Below are 19,095 nucleotides of genomic sequence, written 5' to 3'. Positions count from 1 at the left end.
TATGCTTATCGTCGATGAGGCGCGGCCCATGGCGGGCGCAATGCTGGACGCCAAGCTCCGCTCCATCCACGCCATGCTGAACCCGAAATCCGTCGCCATCGTCGGCGCCACGGAGAAGGCCGGCTATGGCGGCAACTTCCTCAAGAACCTGCTCGCCTCCGGCTCAAAGGCGCGCCACTACCCGATCAATCCCAACCGCACCGAAGTCGACGGCACGCGGTGCTATCCGTCCGTGACCGATCTTCCCGAAGCCCCCGATCTCGTCGGCATCGTGCTGCCGGCGCAGCTGGTGGTGCCGACCTTCGAGGCTTGTGTCGCGAAGGGCGCGAAATCGGTGCTCATCATCTCCGCCGGCTTTGCCGAGCTGGGGACAGACGAGGGCCGCGCCCGGCAGGAGCGACTGCGCGACATCGCCCGCGAGAGCGGCGTGCGGCTGTGCGGGCCCAATTGCCTCGGCCTCGCCAATGTGGCGGCGCAGAGCTGGACCACGCCGTCGACGATGATCTCGCCGAACATGCACACTTTCGATACCGGCATCGGCCTGGTTTCGCAGAGCGGTGCCACCTGCTACCGCACGCTTCTGCCGCTGGCGGAAGATCGCGGCATCGGCTTCTCTTCGATGATCTGCACCGGCAACGAGGCCGATCTCGAGACCTCCGATTTCATGCAGTACATGATCGCGGATCCCGGGACGAAGGTCATCGCCGCCGTCATCGAAGGCTTCAAAGACGGCGCCAAGTTTGCGGAGACCGCCGACCTGGCGCTGCGTGCCGGCAAGCCGATCGTCATCCTCAAGGTCGGCCGCTCCGAAGTCGGCGCCCGCGGCGCCAATAGCCACACCGCGGCGATGACCGGCTCCGACACCGCGCACGACGCATTGTTCCGCCAGAAGGGCGTGGTGCGCGTCAACGACTATGACGAACTGGTCGAGTTCTCCGCCATGTTCGCCAAGGCCAAGGCGCCACGCGGTCCGCGGATCGGCGTCAGCTCGGAATCCGGGGGCATCTCCACCCACACCGCCGACAAATGCGGCGAGCTCGGCCTCGAAGTCCCTCCCCTCTCGCCGGAAACGCGGGAGAAGATGGTCGCCATCATGGGCGACCGCGGCTCCGCGGCAAACCCGGCGGACCTGACGCAGTTCGGCGTGAAGGAGAGCTTCGAGCAGGTCCTCGATATCCTGCTGGGCGAAGACAATCAGGACCTGTTGATCCTCTCCAGCGTCGGCGGCCCGAACCAGGCGAAGTTCACCATCGCGGCGATCGAGAATGCGCCGAAGCCGATCCTGTTCGTGTGGAACGGCAGCGCGCGTGAATCCGCGAGCCTACCCTTGCTGAAGAACAGCAACGTGCCGCTGTTCTTCGCGCCGGTGAAGGCGGCACAGGCAGCGCGCGCGCTGGTCGACTATCACCGCACCCGCCGCGACTACATGGCCGAGGTGGCCTCCGGCGAGCGCCAGTTCCCCCTGCCGCCGGCCGCGCTGGCGGCGTTCGAGGAGATCGTGCGTGGCGGTCGCGGCGTTGCGCTGAACGAATATGCCAGCAAGCAGGCGCTCAGCCTGTTCGGGGTGCGCGGCACGCGGGAAATCCTCTGCCGCGAGGTCGACGACGCCATCGATGCGGCACGCTCGATCGGCTTTCCGGTGGCGATGAAGATCGCCTCCGACGACATCCCCCACAAGACCGAGGCGGGCGGCGTCCGGCTCGGGCTGAAGGATGCCGACGAAGTCGCCCGTGCCTTCGGCGAGATGCTGGTCGCGGTGCGCGGCCATCACCCCCAGGCGCGGATCGATGGCGTGCTGATCCAGGAGATGGTCTCCGACGGGCTGCAGCTCATCGTCGGCGTCTCGCGGGATGCGCATTTCGGCCCGGTGCTGATGCTCGGCCTCGGCGGCATCCTGGCGGAAGCCATGGCCGCCTCGTCCTGGCGGGTGTGCCCGATCACCAGCCGCGAGGCGCACGAGATGATCGGGGAGGTGCGCGGCCTGTCCAAGATCGCAGCGGGCTATCGCGGCCTGCCCAAGGCCGACATCGCGGCGCTGGTAGACACGCTGGTCAACATCTCCCGGCTCGCCGTGTGGGCGGGCGACAGCGTCGAGAGCCTCGACATCAACCCGCTTGCCGTGCGTGCCGAAGGGCGCGGCGTCGTGGCGCTCGATGCGCTGCTGGTGCCGCGCGTGGCCGAGCCGGCATCCCGATAATCGAACGGAACAGGAGAGAGCGATGCAGCTCGTGAAAAAGGTCCACATCATGGAAGTGGGCCCCCGTGACGGCTTCCAGGCCGAAAAGACCTGGATCCCGACGGAGACCAAGATCGCCGTCATCAACGCGCTCTCGCGTACCGGCGTGCCGGAGATCCAGGTCACCTCGTTCGCCCATCCCAAGGCGATCCCGCAGCTCGCCGACGCCGAGGAGGTGATGAGCCGGATCGACATCGTCGACGGCGTCTCCTACCGCGCCATGACTCCGAACATTCGCGGCCTGCAGCGCGCGCTGGCCTTCAAGGACCGCATCACCACGGTGAGCTTCATGCTCTCGGTGACGGAGTCCCATAATCGCGCCAATGGCAACCGCTCCATCGACGAGACCTTGCAGGACTTCGAGGAGATGACGCCGATCGCGCAGGACGCCGGCTTCGTGGTCTCCGGCAGCATGATCTGCTCGCTCGGCTGCCCGTTCGAGGGCGAGGTGCCGGTCCAGGCGCTGGAGCGCGTCGCCGACCGCTATCTCGCCCTCGGCATCACCAACATGTCGCTCGCCGACACCATCGGCGTCGCCAATCCGGCGCTGGTCTATCGCGTCGTCGCGCACATGCTCGACAAGTATCCGCAGGTGACGTGGAACCTGCATCTGCACAACACCCGCGACATGGCCCTGGCCAATACGCTTGCCGCCATGCAGGCCGGCATGGACCGCTTCGATGGTGGCGTCAGCGGCCTTGGCGGCTGCCCCTATGCACCGGGCGCCTCCGGCAACATCGCCACCGAGGACATGGTCAACATGCTCCACGAGATGGGGGTGGAAACCGGCATCGATCTCGACAAGATGATTGCCATCGCCCGCATGCATAAGGACTTCATCGACCATCCACTCGACAGCTCGATGCTGCGCGCCGGCAAGGGCAGCGACCTTCGGCCCGCGCCCAGGCAGCAGCAGAAGATCGGCGAGATCGGGGCGCCGGCGTGATGCGCATCACCGATGTACGCACCTATGTCGCGCCGCCGCCGCGCGTCTCCTGGCTGAACCAGACGCGGGTGTCGACGCCGATGTCGATCTACCCGAAATTCAGCGAGAAGCGTGCGAGCTGGCGCGGGCCGAATACCCAGGACGTCTTCATCGAGGTGATCAGCGATGAAGGCGTGACCGGGCTCGGCATCACCCGCGGCGGCGTGATCGTGCAGACCATTATCGACCATCATCTGAAAGGCCTGCTGGTCGGCTCCGACCCGCGCGACGTCGAGCTGCTGTGGGAGCAGATGTACCGGGCAACGCTGGCCTATGGCCGCAAGGGCGCGCCGATCATGGCGCTGTCCGGCGTCGACCTCGCATTGTGGGACCTGTTCGCCAAATGGCTCGGCCAGCCGCTGTATCGCGTGCTGGGCGGCGCGGTACGCGACTTCTTGCCGGTTTACGCCACCCACCCAGATTCCGGTGCGCTGGCCCGCGAGGGCTATGTCGGCGCCAAGGCGCCGATGGCCTATGGCCCCGCCGACGGCAAAGACGGGCTGCGCAAGAATGTCGAGGTGGTGGCGCAGATGCGCGAGGCGGTCGGTCCCGACATCGACATCATGGTCGATTGCTGGATGTCGTGGAGCCTCGACTACGCGCTCGCCTTCGACCGCGAGGCCGCGGAATTCAACGTGCGCTGGATCGAGGAGCCGCTGCCGCCGGACGATTATGACGGCTATTCCGAGCTGCGCCGCCGCGTGAAGCGCACCCAGATCGCCACCGGCGAGCACGAATACACCCGCTGGGGCTTCAAGGAACTGATCGACCGCGGCTGCGCTGACGTACTGCAGCCCGACGTCGCCTGGTGCGGCGGGGTGAGCGAGATCCGCAAGGTCGCCGCCATGGCCTCCGCCTATGACCTCCCGGTGATCCCGCACAATGGCGTCATGCAGCCCTGGGCGACGCACATGATGATGACGATCCAGAACTGCCCGCTGGCCGAGCACATCGTGTTCGACGCCACCGGTGCGACGCCGGTCGCCCCGCTGATGCTCGGCGAACTCCAGCCGAGGGACGGCAAGGTGCGGCCGCGTGAAGAGCCCGGCGCCGGCATCGGCTTCGATCGCGAGGAATGGGCGCGGCAGACCGGAGCCGGCCTGCAGGCGGCGCAGTGACGGAGCCAAGCGCATGAAAGTCACCATCGCCGCCGACGGATTTCTCGATCCAGCCGAGACTCCGGCCCTGCCGTATCGGCTCGACTTCGTCGCCTATGACGACGTCCCTGCCCTGAAGCGCTCGCTCGAGGATGCCGACGCGCTGGTAACCCGGCGCGCCGACGTCAATGACGCGCTGCTGGAGCATGCCGGCCGCCTCAAGCTGGTGCAGCAGGTCGGCACCGGCACCGATCGCATCGACTTCAAGGCCATCGAGCGCAAGGGCATCGCCGCCGCCAACACGCCCGGCGCGCCGAGCAATGCAGTGGTCGAGCATGCCTTCCTCTTGATGCTGGCGGCGCTGCGCAACCTCCCGGCCCAGATCGACGCCATCCGCGCCGGCAAATGGTCCGGCACCGAGGTCTGGCAGGGCCGCGAGATCGCCGGCGCCACGGTCGGCATTGTTGGCTTCGGCGCCATCGGCAGCGAGATCGCCAAACGCGCGGTCGCCTTTGGTGCCAAGGTGATGGTGACGACCCGCACCATCCCGTGTGCGCCGTGGCCGAGCGTCGAGTTCCTCGATCTCAACGCATTGCTGAAACGCAGTGACATCCTCGTGCTGGCACCGGCGCTGACGCCGCGCACCCGCGGCATGATCGGTGCCCCTGAATTGGCGCTGATGAAGCCGACGGCGCTGCTGGTGAATGTCTCGCGCGGCGCCATCGTCAATGAGCCCGCGCTCATCGCGGCGCTCGAAGCCGGGCAGTTGCGCGGCGCGGCACTCGACGCCTTCGTCACCGAGCCGCTGCCGGCGGACTCCGTGCTGCGCCACATGCCGAACGTGCTCGCCACAGCGCACACCGCCGGCTCCAGCGAGCAGTCGCGCCAGCGCATCTGGGACCAGATCGTCGAGAACCTCGCGCGCCTCGCCGACGGGCGCATCCCCAGGAATATCGTCGCCGGTTCGGTGCCGGCGGCACAGACGGCGAATTGAGGAAGGGTGGTTGCAATGAGCACGGACACAGTCACGACGAACTACATTACCGATGAGGTGAAGGCGCTGATCGGCCTCGAATCCGAGTGGGAGGAATCCTGCGACGTCGTCGAGCGCGGCCAGATCCGCCGGCATGTCCAGGCCACCCTCGAACTCGACCCGGCCTATTGGGACGACGACTACGCCGCCGGCACCAAATTCGGCAGCGTGGTCGCCCCGCCGCTGTTCCCACTGCATGCGCTGCGCGTACCCGCCGGCACGCCCGACCCGTTCGAGGGCCGCGCCACCGATCCGGATTTCGACGGCTCGATCCGCGGCGTGATGAAGGGTCTGGTGCCACTGCCGATCCCGCTGACGCGGGTGCTCAATGGCGGCAACGAGGTCGAGATCTACCAGCAGGCCAAGCCCGGCGAGCGCATTCGCGTGAAGAGCAAGTACACCGACATCTATCAGCGCGAAGGCAAGTCCGGCCCGCTGGTCTTCCTGCTCACCGAGACCTCTTACTACAACGACAAGGACGAGTTGCTGCTGAAATCGGTGCAGACCCGCATCATCCGCTGATCCGATACGTCAGACGCGCAGCAATCGAGAAGAACTCCGGAGGAAAGCATGAAGGGCGAGCAAATCTATTTCGACGATGTCGAGCTCGACAAGGAAATCCCGTCCATCTCCAAGGGGCCGATCACCACCGCGCACATCATGCGCTGGTCGGCGGCGATGGAGAACTGGCACCGCATCCATTACGACAACCCATATGCCACCGGCCATGACAAGCTGCCGGACGTGCTGGTGAACGGCACCTGGAAGCAGCATGTGCTCGCCCAGTTGCTGAAGGACTGGGCCGGCGAAGGCGGCTGGAACTGGAAGATCGGCTTCCAGTACCGCGCCATGGACGTACCGGGCGACACCATCACCGCCTGGGGCAAGCCGGTGAAGAAATACGAGGCGGACGGGCTCGGCTTCGTCGAGCTGGAGATTGGCCTGCGCAACTCCCGCGGCGTCGATTCCACCCAAGGCACCGCCACCGTGGTGCTGCCGAAGCGCGGCGGCCGCGCGGTGCCCTACCCCTTCGTGGCGCCGAAGATCGCCGCAGCGGCGTGAGTGTCTTCTCCCTCTCCCCGTCGGGGAGAGGGTTGGGGTGAGGGGTCTTCTTCGCTTCCCGGACGCGCGCCCCCTCACCGACCCGCTTTGCGGGCCACCTCTCCCCCTCGGGGAGAGGGAAGTACAGGTCAGCTTTTGAGGAGCGGGATAGACCGACATGGCGGCATTGCTCGAGGACAAGACCAAGGAACTGCTGGAGCGCCACGGACTCCGGGTCCCCAAGGGCGTGGTGATCCATCACGCCGAGGAAATCCCGCAATGTGCCGCCGAGGTCGCCTTCCCCGCGGTGGCGAAGGCGCTGATCCCGATCGGCAAGAAGGGCAAGGCCGGTGCGGTGCGCATCGTCCATGACGAGGCCGAGTTGCGCGCCGCCTTCGAGGCCATTGTCGGCCGCGAATTCCGCGGCTTCCACGCCGGCGCGCTGCTGCTGGAACGCAAGGAGCAGATCGCTGACGAACTGTTCCTGTCCTTCAATTTCGACAGTGTGCTGCGCAGCGCCGTCGCCATGCTCGGCCGGCTCGGCGGCGTCGATGTCGAGGAAGCCGCCGCCGCCAATCCGGAGGCGTTCGCCCATATTCCGATCGACCTCGCGCTTGAGCAGCCGGTCGCCTCCTTTGCCGAGGCATGGCGCTCGGTCGGGCTTTCCGCCGAGAAGGCGGAAGTCGCCGGCCGCGCCACGGAGCAGGCACTGCAAGCCTTTCGCACATACGAGGCCCGGGTGCTGGAGATCAACCCGCTGAGCCTCGACGCCGATGGCGGCGCGACCGCGATCGGCACGCTGATGGACATTGACGACGACGCGCTGTTCCGCCAGCCGGAACTGGCGCAATGGATCGAGTATGGCGCCAGCCGGTTCGGCAGGCAGGCAACGCCGCTGGAGCGACGGCTGTTCGCCCTGAATCTCGAGGGCGCCGGCAGCATGCGCTTCATGGAATTGGAGGGCGGCAATCTCGGCTGCCTGCTCTCCGGCGGCGGCTGCAGCCTGTGGTCGGCCGACCACATCATCGACCGCGGCGGCAAGCCGGCGACCTATTACGACGCGACCACGCCGAACGAGACCATGCTGCGCGCGTTATTCGAGGGCGTGCTGCAGATCCCTGGCCTGCGCGGCCTGGTGTTCGGCTCCAACATCATAAATCTTGCCCGTATCGAATCCCGGGTGCGGATCCTGGTCGAGGCGCTGGAAGCCTCGCAGCTTGATTTCGAGCGCTTCCCGGTGGTGCTGCGCATGGCGGGCCCGGGCGAGGAAGAGGCCCGTCGGACCGCCTCGCGGGTGCCGCATCTCGAATATTATGGCGACGAGGTCACGCTGGAATACGCGCTCGACCGCTTCGTCGACCGGGTAAAGGACGTTGAAGCGCGGGAGGGCGTGGCGTGAGCATCCTGCTGGACGAGAATACAAGGGTGCTGGTGCAGGCCATCACCGGTACGCAGGGCCGCATGGATGTGCAGCGCATGCTGCGCTACGGCACCAAGGTCGTCGCCGGCGTCACTCCCGGCAAGGGCGGCCAGGAAGTCGACGGCATCCCGGTCTATGATTCCTGCGCCGAGGCGGTGCGGCATCACCAGATCGACGCCGCTATCAGCTATGTGCCGCCGCGCGCCTTGAAGGCTTCCTCGCTCGACCTGATCGAAGCCGGCGTGCCGCTGCTGGCCATCTCGGCGGAACGCATCCCGATCCACGATCTTGCGGTGATCCTTGGCGAAGCCCGCAAGGCCGGCGTGCGCGTCGTGGGGCCGAACACGCTCGGCATCGTCAGCCCGGGCAAGGCGCTGATCGGCGGCATTGGCGGCGAGCGGCCGGATCGCGCGCTGCTGCGCGGGCCGGTCGGCATCATGTCGAAGAGCGGCGGCATGGGCGCGGAGATCTGCTGGACCCTGACGCGCGCCGGCATCGGCCAGAGCACCTATGTCTCGGTGGGCGGCGAGGCGATGTCCGGCACCGCTTTCCCCGAACTGCTGGAACTGTTCGAGCGCGATCCCGAGACCAGGGCGGTGATCCTGTTCGGCGAGACCGGCACGCTCTATGAGGAGGAGGCCGCCAGGCTGATCAGGAGCGGCGCCATCACCAAGCCGGTCTTCGCCATCATTGTCGGCCGCTTCACCGAGGCGCTGCCGGGCGTGCGCTTCGGCCATGGCGGCACCATCATCGAAGGCGGCGCGGGCACGCCCTCGGCGAAGATAAGGGCGCTGGAGGATGCCGGCGTCACCGTGCTGCGGCGGCTGTCCGAGCTTCCGGTGCATATAGCGGCGACGTTGGGCATGCCGCTATCGAAGGCGTCGTGACCATTCACCGGCCCGCTCAGAATTCTAGCGTCTCAGTCGCGCCGTTACTTTGACAAGAGGAGAACGGACTGAACTTAAGTAGCTTTGTCCGGACACGTGGTTCGTGTATAGTGCGCTAGACGTGTGGTGTTCTGCCAGATTCAACTCGGGATCATCTGCTCCTGACTCTCGCCTCTAGGTAAATCCGGCTTCCGCGTCACCGTGCCTGTCACGATTGACGCGGCACCAGATTTGATCTAAATATTCAACTTATATCTATTATATCGTATACCAAAGTCGGTAGTGGTCCGACGGCGGAGGATTGATGTCGGAGACGCTCCCTTCCGAGCTCGCGACCGGGGTGCCCACCTATGCGGCGCTCCGTGACCAGCTTCGTGTCGAGATCCTGTCGGGCCGCATCCCGGACGGGACGCGCCTGACCACGGCGTCGCTGGTCGACCGCTTCGGCTTCAGCCAGATGCCGATCCGCGAGGCGCTGCAATCGCTGCAGGGCGAGGGCCTGGTCGAGATCCTGCCGCACAAGGGCGCCCGCGTGCTCTCGCTGAACACAAGGCGGGTGCGCAACATCTATGATCTGCGCGCGGCGATGGAAGTGCTGCTGATGCGGCTCAGCCTGCCGAACCTGACCAATGCGGCGATGGCCAAGCTGGCGCAAATCCACAAGGATTTCAAAGAGTCGGTGCAGCGCCGCGACATCGACACCATCTTCGCGCTGAACTCCGAATTCCACCGCATGATCTATCGCCACGGCGACAATGAGGAGGCCCTCCTCATCTATGAGCGCTATGCGACGCTGCTCGGCGGACTGCGCGGAAAATACGGCTACAGCGAAGTCCGCCTCGACCGCATGGTCGACGAGCACGCCCTCATCCTCCAGGCGCTTCGCGATCAGGACGAGGACCGGCTGGAAAAAGTGGTCCGCGCCCATGTCGAAGGCGCCAAGGCCGACCTGCTGGAGCGCATGGGCGGCAAGTAGGGCGCACCTGGCTTCCTGAAAGCTGGAGGAACGTCATCCTGAGGTGCCCGGGCAAAGCCGGGCCTCGAAGGATGTTGAAGCAGCGCGCCTCCTCCTTCCCTCCCACCCATCGTCATCCCGGACCGCCAGCGGCCGATCCGGGATCGTAGGAAGGGGCCGAGCCGGACTTCGCGCGATCCCGGCTCTCCGGCTGCGCCTACGGCCGGGATGACGATGAATGTATTCACTCAATTCGTTCACGTCGCGACCTAAATAATACCAAGTACATATTCGTCACTCCCAAATCATCGCCTACTCCCGTCGACATCGCCCAACCCGCGCATCGGCGTCCTTGACAAGCCGATAATTAGATAGAGTATGCTAACAGTCGATCAAATTGGAGCAGGCGGATGCCAGAGGCGATGTCCGTTCCGGCCGTGGGCCGGCAGGCACCATGCTCGCTCCGAACGCCTCTGTCGCTGATACGTGCCGGCGCCCCGACAGCCCGAGCCAACCTGCCGCGATGATGCAGACGCCAAGCATCCCGGCAGTATCCGCTCGCGCAGGAGGTAATACATCCATCGGCTGAACGCATTGAGACACGGTTACCGGAAGAAACATTCCGGACCCGACAAACAACATGGGAGGGAATCATGCCGAACCACGCACGGGCCGCCGGGCTGACGGCTATCGCGCTGCTCGCAGGGATCACCGCGGTGAGCTTCGCCGCTCCCGCGAAAGCGGACAGCTATCCGTCGCGCGATATCACCTTCATCGTGCCGTTCGCCCCCGGCGGCGGCACCGATCCGATCGGCCGGCAGTTCGCCGCCGGGTTGGAGAAGGCGCTGAAGGGCAGCAATGTCGATGTCGAGAACAAGCCGGGCGGCTCGGCCACCGTCGGCATCAGCACCGTGGTTCGCGCGCGCCCCGACGGCTACACCATCGGCCTCGGAACCAATGCCGCGCTGGTCTATCAGCCGCTGGTGAATGACGGGCTGATCTACAAGTCGCCGGACGATTACGAGCCGATCGTCAAGATGGTCGAGTTGCCCTCCATCATCGTCGTCAAGGGCGATGCGAGGTGGAAAAACCTCGACGAGTTCCTGGCCGAAGCCAAGGCCAATCCCGGCAAGATGCGCGCCTCGGTCTCCGGCCTCGGTACCATCGTCGAGATGGTGCTGCAGCAGCTCAACAAGGCGGCCGACGTGAAGATCACCCCGGTGCCCTTCACCGGCGGCGGCGGCGAAGGACTGGTTGCGGTGCTCGGCGGGCGGGTCGAGGCGAATGTCACCTCCGGTGCCGCCGGCGTCGCGGGCCAGGTCGCCGCGGGCGAAGTGCGCGTGCTCGCCGTGGCGCAGAAGGGCAAGTACGAGCCATTCCCCGACGCCACGCCGATGGGCGACAACTACGGCGTCACCCTGCCCTATGCCACCTATGTGCTGGCGCCCAAGGGCCTGCCGGCGGACGTGAAGGCCAAGCTGGTGGCCGCCTCGCTTGAAGTGGTTAACAGCGACGACTTCAAGAATTTCGCCAAGACCACCGGTATGATCGTCGACCCGAAAGGTCCTGAAGAGACCAAGCAGGAATTGCAGCAATACACCAGGACGTTCCAGGACCTGAAGACTTTCATGGACCAGAAGTGACACAGGGGCCTGCCATGAACGCCATCTCGATCCGGAAGAGCACCGCCTATATTCTTGTTGGACTGATCGGGGTGGCGCTGGCAGCGGGCTATCTGGTGCTGTCCTTCCGGCTGCCCTTCGGCCGGATGGACCAGCCGGGGGCGGCGATCTTCCCGATCATCGTCGGCATCACCCTGGTGCTCGGCTCTCTCGCCACTGTCGCCGAGGGCATGCGGGCCGGCCCCGATGAGGAGTATGCGCTCCCCATCGGCGCTGACCGCAACCGCGTCGTCCTGCTGATCGCGCTGCTCTGCGGCTATGTCGCGCTACTGCCGGTGGTGGGCCAGTTCGCCGCCGGCGCGCTGTTCATCGCCGTGCTGATGCGGTCACTCTCCAAGCTCGGCTGGCCGCGCATCATCCTCTATTCGCTCATCATGGCGGCGGCGCTCCACTTCCTCTTCGTGACCTTCCTGAAGGTGCCGCTGCCGACCGGCATGCTCGGCATCGATCTGCCCTGAGGACGCCCGTATGACTACCATCGACGGAATCCTGTACGGCGTGAGCGTCGCCTTCACCGCGCAGAACCTGCTGGTCGCCTTCCTCGGCGCGCTGGTCGGCACCGCCATCGGCGTGCTGCCGGGCCTAGGCCCGGTCGCCGGCATCGCGCTCATCCTGCCGATCAGCTATTCGCTCGATCCGACCAGCGGCCTCATCATGATGGCCGGCATGTATTACGGCGCCATGTATGGCGGCTCGACCACCTCGATCCTGTTGAACATGCCGGGCGAGGCCGCCTCCGTCGTCACCTGCATCGACGGCTATGAGATGACACGGCGCGGGCGCGCCGGCGCCGCGCTCACCATCGTCGCCGTCGGCTCCTTCGTCGGCGGCACGGTGTCGACCATCGGCGTCATGCTGTTCGCGCCGACGCTCGCCAAGTTCGGCATCCTGTTCGGCCCGGCCGAATTCCTCGCGCTCGTGGCGGGCGGCCTTCTGCTGTTCTCCCGCATCTCCGGCGGCAGCTTCGCCTCCGGCATCTTCCCGATGGCCATCGGCCTGATGCTGAGCACCGTCGGCCAGGAGGATGTCACCGGGCAGAACCGCTTCACCTTCGGCCTGATCGACCTGACGCAGGGCATCGAGCTGGTCTCGCTGGTGGTCGGCGTCTATGGCGTCGCCGAGGTGATGAATGTGGTGGAATCGCTGGAGACGCAGGTGAAGCCGCTGCGGGTGAAGCTGCGCGACCTGCTGCCGACCCGCGAGGAGTGGCGCCGCGCCTGGGCGCCCTATGGCCGCGGCACGATTGTCGGCTTCGTCATCGGCCTCTTGCCCGGCCCGCACACCACGCTGTCGAGCTTCGTCTCCTACAAGATCGAGAAGACCTTCTCGAAATATCGCGGCGAGATCGGCAAGGGCGCCGTCGAGGGCGTCGCCGGGCCGGAGACGGCGAACAATGCCGCCGCCACCTCCACCATGGTGCCGCTGCTCGCCATCGGCCTGCCCTATGGCGCCGTCACCGCGCTCATGCTCTCTGCCATGATGGTGCACGGCGTGCAGCCCGGGCCGCTCTTGATCGTCAATCACCCGGAGATCTTCTGGGGCGTCATCGTCTCCATGTATGTCGGCAACATCATCCTGCTGATCATGAACGTGCCGATGATCAGCGTGTGGGTCAGCCTGCTGCGCGTGCCCAACCATATCTTCCTGCCGCTGATCCTGCTGATGGCGGTGATCGGTGCCTACAGCGTCAATAACAGCATGATGGACGTGTACTTCCTGATCGCGCTGGGGGTGATCGGCTACTTCCTGCGCAAGTTCAATTTCCAGCTGGCGCCGATGGTGATCGGCATGGTGCTGGGGCCGCTGATCGAGAAATACATCCGCGAAGGGCTGTTCATGAACCTTGGCGACCCCTCGATCTTCTATAAGAGCCCGATGGCGCTGTTCATCTGGCTGGTCGTCATCTTCGTGCTGACGCTCGACCTCCAGCGCGCGGTGCTGGACCGACTGTTCGGCATCAAGACCAGAACCATCGCTATCGGCGGTGGCGATTGATGCCAAGTGTTTGTTGATTGAGGATTGCGAGCCGAATGCCGTTCTTGAAGGAAGCGGAGCCTGAGCGCGACGTAATGCTGCCGGTGATGGCAGGGGTTTCACGGATCGTGGCACCGAATGCCAGCGTCATGACCTATCACGGCACCAACACGTTTCTCATCGAAGCGCCGGAAGGCATCGTGGTGCTCGACCCCGGCCCGGAGGACCTGCCGGCCCATGTCGAGGCGATCCTTGCCGCCACGGATGGCCGCGTCGCGAAGATCCTGATCAGCCATACCCACCATGATCATCTCGGCGCCGCCCCTGCCCTCAAGGCGGCGACCGGGGCGCCGATCGCCGCCTTCCATCGCAGCCAGGAGCCGAGCTTCACGCCGGACATTCCGCTCCGCGACGGCGATGCGATCGCCGGCATGACCGCCATCCATATGCCCGGCCACGCCAGCGACCATATGTGCTTCGCGCGCGCGGGCGGCGTGCTCTTCACCGGCGACCACGTCATGGCCTGGTCGAGCACGGTGGTTGGCCCGCCGCACGGCGACATGACCGCCTATTGCGATAGCCTGCGCCGGCTGCTGACGCGCGACGACACGGTCTATCTGCCCGCCCATGGGCCGGCACTCCCCGATCCGCATCCTTTTGTGCGCGACCTGCTCGCCAGCCGGATGCGGCGCGAGGAAGCGATATTGCGGGTGATGCGCGAGGGGCCGATCGCCTCCACCGATCTGGTCCAGCGGCTCTATGGGCGCAAGGACCCACGCCTGCACCGCGCCGCCAGCCGTATCGTCATGGCCCATCTCATCAAGCTCGAGGCCGAGCTGCGCGTCGTCCAGGAGGCCGACGACGTATGGCGCACCGCGCCGCTCCCCCAGCGAAAGACGTCACACTGAGGTCCACCATGTTCACCCTTGAAGCCACCTTGCCCGTAGACGCTGCAGACGCCGTGCTGGTCGGCCGCGTCTGGCTCCCGGCCGCCGCCCGCCCCGCTGTCGTCACCGTGCGCGGCAGCGAGATCGTCGATCTGTCGGAAGCGTTCGACACCATCACCGACGTACTCGATGCCGCCGAGCCAGCGAAGGCCGTCGCCGCTGTTCCTGGCAACTCGCTGGGCGGCGCCGCGGAGATCATCGCCGGCAGCGTCGCCGGCCAGCACAAGCCCGACCGGCCGCATCTGCTCGCGCCGTGCGATCTGCAGGCGATCAAGGCCGCCGGCGTCACCTTCGTGAAGAGCTTGCTGGAACGGCTGATCGAGGAGGATGTGAAGGGCGACATGAGCCGCGCCGACGAATCCCGGCACATGCTGGAAGCCGAGCTCGGCACCGAACTGGCGCGCCTGCGCCCCGGCTCCGACGAGGCGCTGGAACTGCGCCGCCTGATGAAGGCCACGGGCCGCTGGTCGCAATATCTGGAAGTCGGGCTTGGCCCGTACGCCGAGATCTTCACCAAGGCGCAGCCGATGTCCGCGGTCGGCACTGGCGCCGAGATCGGCATTCACCGCGCCTCGACCTGGAACAATCCGGAGCCGGAGATCGTGCTCGCCGTCAATGGCCGCAACGAGGTGGTCGGCGCCACGCTCGGCAATGACGTGAACCTGCGTGATTTCGAGGGCCGCAGCGCGCTACTGCTCGGCCGTGCCAAGGACAACAATGCGTCGTGCGCCATCGGTCCCTTCATCCGGCTGTTCGATGCCGCGTTCGACATGGACGATGTGCGCGATGCCGATGTCGAACTCACCATCCGCGGCGAGGATGGCTTCACGCTGCGCGAAGTGAGCCACATGGCCGAGATCAGCCGCGATCCGCTGGATCTGGTGCAGCACGCCACCGGCCTCGACCATCAATATCCCGACGGCTTCGTGCTGTTCCTCGGCACGATGTTCGCACCCACTGCCGATCGCGGCGTGCCCGGCCTCGGCTTCACCCACAAGGTCGGCGACGTGGTGAGCATCGCGACGCCGAAGCTCGGCACGCTGGCCAACCGGGTGAACTATGCCGACGCCATCGAGCCCTGGAGCTATGGCATCCGTGCACTGATGAAGAGCCTTGCTTTGCGGAACGCGTGACCTGCGTCACTTTCCCTCTCCCCGTTGGGGAGAGGTGGCCCGCGAAGCGCGTCGGTGAGGGGTGACACGATTGCGGAGCGGTAGATCCCCCTCACCCCAACCCTCTCCCCCTCGGGGAGAGGGAGCAGCGCGTCACCCTCGCTCTCCGACGCCCAGCATGGTGTCGAGAAACTCCGCGAGGTCGCGGATATCCGCGATGATGCGGTCGTCGCCGCGGCTTGCTGAGGCGTGGAAGATGCCGTCGAGCATCAGGCCGATGCGCCGCGCCATCTTCGTCACGTCGAGCGGTGCGAAGCGCCCGCTCGCCACGCCCTTCTGCAGCGCGCTCTCCAGCACGCTCTTTTCGCTCTGGTAGAAGCCGGCCACCAGCGCGTCGAGTTCCGCGTCGCGAATGTCGGACGATGCACAATCGGTCATCAACTTCACCATGCGGCTGAGCGTCGGGGCGATGGCGATGTGCATGTCGAGCCACGCCAGTATCTCGTCGCGCGGGTCGTCGGAGGCGACGCGCCGCTGCTCATAGCCTTCGATCAGTTGCTCGATGGCGTGGCCGAGCGCGCAGCGGACCAGATCGTCCTTGCTGTCGAAATAGTGGTAGATAAGCCCGACATTGATCTCGCAGGTGAGCGCGATGTCGCGCACGGTCACCGCGGAGTAATGCCGCTCGGCGAACAGGCGTAGCGCCTCGTCGAGGATGAGCCCTCTGCGCTCGATCGGATTGAGGCGCCGCCGCACGACCTTCGCCGTCATATCCCCTCCCACAGCACTGCCTTGCCTATATGCTGTGCTGCACAATAGTTGGGCTTGCACTGCGATATTAAGTCTACGTTTAATAGCCGGGTCCAGCACCATTCCGCAACCCGGAGCCGCCATATGCAGCGCATCCTACGGGCCGCCATCCTGACAATCGGTGTCGCCACTGCTGCCTTCGCGGGCGCGGGCGGCCCGGCGCACGCCGAGGCGAAGAAGAGCTTCAAGCTCGGCTACACCGTCTATATCGGCTTCATGCCGTTCGCCTACATGAAGCAGTCCGGCATCATGAAGAAGTGGGCCGACAAATACGGCATCGAGGTCGAGATCATCCAGCCGAACGACTATGTCGGCAGCGTCAACCAGTTCATCGCCGGCGAGCTCGACGCGGTCGGCGTCGCCAGCATGGACGGTCTCACCATGCCGGCGGCCGGCGGCGTCGACACCTCGATCTTCCTGATCACGGACTATTCGAACGGCAACGACATCCTGCTGTCCAAGACCGCCAAGACGGTGCCGGAGCTGGTCGGCCAGCCGGTCTATCTGCTGCAGTACAGCGTCTCGCACTATTTGCTGAACCGCGCGCTGCAGATGAACGGCGTCAAGGACGCCACTTCGGTAAAGACCGTCAATATCTCCGATGCCGAGATCTCCGCCGCCTTCGTCTCGCAGGCGGACCTGAAGCACGCCGTGTCCTGGAAGCCGCTCACCGAGGACATGCTCAAGGTAAAGGGCGCCAGCATCCTGTTCGACTCGTCGAAGATCCCCGGCGAGATCATGGACGTCTTCATCGCCAAGTCGCAGACGATGAAGGACAATCCGGACTTCGCCAAGGCCGTGACCGGCGCCTGGTACGAGGCGCTTGCCGTGCTGAAAGCAGGGGGTGAGCCCGCAAAGGAGATGCGGGCGATCATGACCAGCGCCATGGGCACGGACGAGGCCGGCCTGCAGTCGCAGATCGATACCACCCATTTCTTCATGACCTCTGCTGACGCCCATAAATTCCTGACCTCGGCGGATACCGGCAAGATCTGGGACAATATTCGCCGCTTCTGCTTCGAGCAGGGCCTCTACGGTCAGGGCGCCACCAGCGTCGACAGCATCGGCATCCAGGTCGGCGACGGCGAGATCCTCGGCGACAAGGCCAACATCAAGATGCGGGTCAACCCTTCCATCGCCAAGCTCGCCGCCGACGGCAAGCTCTGAGCTGACGCCGGGCGGCGGTCACGCACTCCGCCCGGCCTTCCCTCGCCTGACACCCCATCGGCCGCTCGCCCCCGGAGGCCTGCTCGTGCGACGCATCATCAATTATCCGCCCAGCAGCGGGATGAAGGTGCTGCTCGGCATATTGCCCTTCATCGCCGTGCTCGTGGTCTATGTGCTGGCATCCAATGCCCGGCTCGCCATCGATCCCGCCGACAAGCTGATGCCGGGCTTCCATTCCTTCTATGCGAGCATGATGCGGCTCGCGACCACGGTGGACATCGCCACCAAGCAGAAGCTGCTGTGGTGGGACACCTGGCTCAGCCTCTGGCGCATCGGGCTCTCGCTCGGCATTTCGGCGCTGCTGGGTCTCGTGCTCGGCATCTTGATCGGCTTCATCCCGCAATTGCGGGCGATGTTCGAGCCGTTCATGGCGGCGTTCTCGCTGATCCCGCCGCTCGCCGTACTGCCGATCCTGTTCATCGCCTTCGGCCTCGGCGAAGTGTCGAAGATCGTGCTGATCGTGTTCGGCATCGCGCCCTTCATCATCCGCGACGTGATGCTGCGCGTCGCCGCCATTCCGCGCGAGCAGATCATCAAGGCGCAGACGCTCGGCGCCTCGACCTGGCAGATGATCACCGGCGTGGTGATGCCGCAGGTGCTGCCGCGCCTCATCGATTCCGTGCGCCTCTCGCTCGGCGCCGCCTGGCTCTATGTCATCGCCGCCGAGGCCATCGTCGCCGAGGGCGGGCTCGGCTACCGCATCTTCCTGGTGCGGCGCTATCTCGCGATGGACGTCATCCTGCCCTACGTCGCCTGGATCACCCTGCTCGCCTTCCTGATGGACTACGCGCTGCGCAAGCTCACCGCCGCCGCCTTCCCCTGGGATCGGCTCAAGGAGGCGTGAGATGACGACGATCCGCATCGAGAACGTCTGGAAGGAATACGGCGACAGCGTCGTGCTGGAGCGCGTCAACCTCGCGCTCGAGGACCACGAATTCCTCGTCATCATCGGCCCCAGCGGCGTCGGCAAGACTACGCTGCTGCGCATGCTGCTGGGCCAGGAGATGCCGACGCGCGGCCACATCTTCATCGACGACCTGCCGATCGCACAGGAACCGACCGCCGACCGCGGCGTGGTGTTCCAGCGCTATTCCGTGTTCCCGCACCGCACCGTGCTCGGCAATGTGATGATGGGCCCGCAATGGGCCGCCTCGCCGCTGCTCGGCCGCCTGTTCGGTGCCCGCCGCCGCGCCTTGCGCGATCAGGCCCTGGCACTGCTGGAACGTGTTGGCCTCGCAGCGTCGGCCGATAAGTATCCGGCGCAGCTCTCCGGCGGCATGCAGCAGCGCCTCGCCATTGCCCAGGCACTCATCATGCGCCCCAAGGTGCTGCTGCTCGACGAGCCGTTCGGCGCGCTCGATCCCGGCACCCGCCGCTCCATGCACGAGCTGGTGCGCGAGCTGTGGGACGAGAACCAGATGACCATCGTGATGGTCACCCACGATCTCCCCGAGGCGTTCCTGCTCGGCACAAGGGTCATCGCCATAGACCGGCCACGCCATGACCCGCAGGCGCCCGAGCGCTTCGGCGCCACCATCGCCTCCGACTTCGAAGCCAAGTGCCGGATCGTGCGCGAATCCCGCCGCTTCGAGGCCGCCCGCACCAAGGCCCGCACCCTCGAACTCGTCTCCAACAATCCCATGCCGATCACCGCCACCGCGGCAACGGCTCTCCTGAAGGACTGAAGAC

At 65.8% G+C, this 19,095-nt stretch carries 18 protein-coding genes; 17 read left to right on the top strand and 1 reads right to left on the bottom strand.

The window, feature by feature from the left end; genetic code table 11:
- Position 1: 1 nt before the first annotated feature.
- The 14 genes from G3545_RS27005 (at position 2) to G3545_RS26940 (ending at position 15,390) form a co-directional block, all read left to right on the top strand.
- On the top strand, positions 2-2,197 hold the full coding sequence (locus G3545_RS27005; RefSeq protein ID WP_170017388.1) for an acetate--CoA ligase family protein: 2,196 nt from the start codon (positions 2-4) through the stop codon (positions 2,195-2,197).
- Between the two features lie 22 nt (positions 2,198-2,219).
- On the top strand, positions 2,220-3,182 hold the full coding sequence (locus G3545_RS27000) for a hydroxymethylglutaryl-CoA lyase (RefSeq protein ID WP_170017387.1): 963 nt from the start codon (positions 2,220-2,222) through the stop codon (positions 3,180-3,182).
- Complete coding sequence (locus tag G3545_RS26995; protein ID WP_170017386.1) at positions 3,182-4,339, top strand: enolase C-terminal domain-like protein; 1,158 nt, start codon at positions 3,182-3,184, stop codon at positions 4,337-4,339. The genes G3545_RS27000 and G3545_RS26995 overlap by 1 nt, the downstream gene beginning before the upstream one ends.
- A gap of 13 nt (positions 4,340-4,352) precedes the next feature.
- Positions 4,353-5,312 (top strand): 2-hydroxyacid dehydrogenase, encoded by a 960-nt coding sequence (locus tag G3545_RS26990; protein WP_170017385.1) that lies wholly within the window; start codon positions 4,353-4,355, stop codon positions 5,310-5,312.
- A gap of 15 nt (positions 5,313-5,327) precedes the next feature.
- Complete coding sequence (locus tag G3545_RS26985; RefSeq protein WP_170017384.1) at positions 5,328-5,873, top strand: MaoC family dehydratase N-terminal domain-containing protein; 546 nt, start codon at positions 5,328-5,330, stop codon at positions 5,871-5,873.
- Positions 5,874-5,921: 48 nt separating this feature from the next.
- Complete coding sequence (locus G3545_RS26980) at positions 5,922-6,413, top strand: acyl dehydratase (protein WP_170017383.1); 492 nt, start codon at positions 5,922-5,924, stop codon at positions 6,411-6,413.
- A gap of 157 nt (positions 6,414-6,570) precedes the next feature.
- Positions 6,571-7,791 (top strand): ATP-grasp domain-containing protein, encoded by a 1,221-nt coding sequence (locus tag G3545_RS26975; protein WP_170017382.1) that lies wholly within the window; start codon positions 6,571-6,573, stop codon positions 7,789-7,791.
- Positions 7,788-8,699: a CoA-binding protein gene (locus G3545_RS26970; protein ID WP_170017381.1), complete on the top strand. Its 912-nt coding sequence runs from the start codon at positions 7,788-7,790 to the stop codon at positions 8,697-8,699. The genes G3545_RS26975 and G3545_RS26970 overlap by 4 nt, the downstream gene beginning before the upstream one ends.
- 304 nt (positions 8,700-9,003) lie before the next feature.
- Positions 9,004-9,675, top strand: coding sequence for a GntR family transcriptional regulator (locus G3545_RS26965; RefSeq protein WP_170017380.1), 672 nt, complete (start codon positions 9,004-9,006; stop codon positions 9,673-9,675).
- 632 nt (positions 9,676-10,307) lie between these two features.
- The gene (locus tag G3545_RS26960; RefSeq protein WP_170017379.1) at positions 10,308-11,297 is read left to right on the top strand and encodes a tripartite tricarboxylate transporter substrate binding protein; all 990 of its coding nucleotides are present in this window, start codon (positions 10,308-10,310) and stop codon (positions 11,295-11,297) included.
- 14 nt (positions 11,298-11,311) lie between these two features.
- Complete coding sequence (locus G3545_RS26955; RefSeq protein WP_170017378.1) at positions 11,312-11,794, top strand: tripartite tricarboxylate transporter TctB family protein; 483 nt, start codon at positions 11,312-11,314, stop codon at positions 11,792-11,794.
- 10 nt (positions 11,795-11,804) lie between these two features.
- Positions 11,805-13,331, top strand: a complete 1,527-nt coding sequence (locus G3545_RS26950) for a tripartite tricarboxylate transporter permease (RefSeq protein ID WP_170017377.1) — start codon at positions 11,805-11,807, stop codon at positions 13,329-13,331.
- Between the two features lie 35 nt (positions 13,332-13,366).
- Positions 13,367-14,218, top strand: a complete 852-nt coding sequence (locus tag G3545_RS26945; RefSeq protein ID WP_170017376.1) for an MBL fold metallo-hydrolase — start codon at positions 13,367-13,369, stop codon at positions 14,216-14,218.
- Between the two features lie 8 nt (positions 14,219-14,226).
- Entirely contained in the window at positions 14,227-15,390 is a 1,164-nt protein-coding gene (locus G3545_RS26940; protein WP_170017375.1) for a fumarylacetoacetate hydrolase family protein, read from the top strand.
- A gap of 132 nt (positions 15,391-15,522) precedes the next feature.
- Here the strand turns inward: G3545_RS26940 and G3545_RS26935 are convergent, their stop codons facing one another.
- Positions 15,523-16,140, bottom strand: a complete 618-nt coding sequence (locus G3545_RS26935) for a TetR/AcrR family transcriptional regulator (RefSeq protein WP_170017374.1) — start codon at positions 16,138-16,140, stop codon at positions 15,523-15,525.
- 123 nt (positions 16,141-16,263) lie between these two features.
- Here G3545_RS26935 and G3545_RS26930 point away from each other — a divergent pair, with 123 nt between their 5' ends.
- The 3 genes from G3545_RS26930 (at position 16,264) to G3545_RS26920 (ending at position 19,091) form a co-directional block, all read left to right on the top strand.
- Positions 16,264-17,346 (top strand): putative urea ABC transporter substrate-binding protein, encoded by a 1,083-nt coding sequence (locus G3545_RS26930; protein WP_170017373.1) that lies wholly within the window; start codon positions 16,264-16,266, stop codon positions 17,344-17,346.
- An 85-nt stretch (positions 17,347-17,431) separates the two neighbouring features.
- Positions 17,432-18,250, top strand: a complete 819-nt coding sequence (locus G3545_RS26925; RefSeq protein ID WP_170017372.1) for an ABC transporter permease subunit — start codon at positions 17,432-17,434, stop codon at positions 18,248-18,250.
- A gap of 1 nt (position 18,251) precedes the next feature.
- A complete protein-coding gene (locus G3545_RS26920) occupies positions 18,252-19,091 on the top strand; it encodes an ABC transporter ATP-binding protein (RefSeq protein WP_170017371.1) in 840 nt (279 codons plus the stop codon).
- The last annotated feature ends 4 nt before the right edge of the window (positions 19,092-19,095 follow it).

Source organism: Starkeya sp. ORNL1 (assembly GCF_012971745.1).
In the GTDB taxonomy this organism is placed as follows: domain Bacteria; phylum Pseudomonadota; class Alphaproteobacteria; order Rhizobiales; family Xanthobacteraceae; genus Ancylobacter.
This window is presented reverse-complemented; position numbering and strand designations above follow the sequence as displayed.

Excerpts from the sequence above, each read along its gene's own strand:
- G3545_RS26990 (WP_170017385.1), top strand. The coding sequence starts at position 4,353 with ATGAAAGTCACCATCGCCGCCGACGGATTTCTCGATCCAGCCGAGACT.
- G3545_RS26995 (WP_170017386.1), top strand. The coding sequence starts at position 3,182 with ATGCGCATCACCGATGTACGCACCTATGTCGCGCCGCCGCCGCGCGTC.
- G3545_RS26920 (WP_170017371.1), top strand. The coding sequence starts at position 18,252 with ATGACGACGATCCGCATCGAGAACGTCTGGAAGGAATACGGCGACAGC.
- G3545_RS26930 (WP_170017373.1), top strand. The coding sequence starts at position 16,264 with ATGCAGCGCATCCTACGGGCCGCCATCCTGACAATCGGTGTCGCCACT.
- G3545_RS26985 (WP_170017384.1), top strand. The coding sequence starts at position 5,328 with ATGAGCACGGACACAGTCACGACGAACTACATTACCGATGAGGTGAAG.
- G3545_RS26940 (WP_170017375.1), top strand. The coding sequence starts at position 14,227 with ATGTTCACCCTTGAAGCCACCTTGCCCGTAGACGCTGCAGACGCCGTG.
- G3545_RS26950 (WP_170017377.1), top strand. The coding sequence starts at position 11,805 with ATGACTACCATCGACGGAATCCTGTACGGCGTGAGCGTCGCCTTCACC.
- G3545_RS26980 (WP_170017383.1), top strand. The coding sequence starts at position 5,922 with ATGAAGGGCGAGCAAATCTATTTCGACGATGTCGAGCTCGACAAGGAA.
- G3545_RS26935 (WP_170017374.1), bottom strand. The coding sequence starts at position 16,140 with ATGACGGCGAAGGTCGTGCGGCGGCGCCTCAATCCGATCGAGCGCAGA.
- G3545_RS27005 (WP_170017388.1), top strand. The coding sequence starts at position 2 with ATGCTTATCGTCGATGAGGCGCGGCCCATGGCGGGCGCAATGCTGGAC.
- G3545_RS27000 (WP_170017387.1), top strand. The coding sequence starts at position 2,220 with ATGCAGCTCGTGAAAAAGGTCCACATCATGGAAGTGGGCCCCCGTGAC.
- G3545_RS26960 (WP_170017379.1), top strand. The coding sequence starts at position 10,308 with ATGCCGAACCACGCACGGGCCGCCGGGCTGACGGCTATCGCGCTGCTC.
- G3545_RS26945 (WP_170017376.1), top strand. The coding sequence starts at position 13,367 with ATGCCGTTCTTGAAGGAAGCGGAGCCTGAGCGCGACGTAATGCTGCCG.
- G3545_RS26965 (WP_170017380.1), top strand. The coding sequence starts at position 9,004 with ATGTCGGAGACGCTCCCTTCCGAGCTCGCGACCGGGGTGCCCACCTAT.
- G3545_RS26975 (WP_170017382.1), top strand. The coding sequence starts at position 6,571 with ATGGCGGCATTGCTCGAGGACAAGACCAAGGAACTGCTGGAGCGCCAC.
- G3545_RS26955 (WP_170017378.1), top strand. The coding sequence starts at position 11,312 with ATGAACGCCATCTCGATCCGGAAGAGCACCGCCTATATTCTTGTTGGA.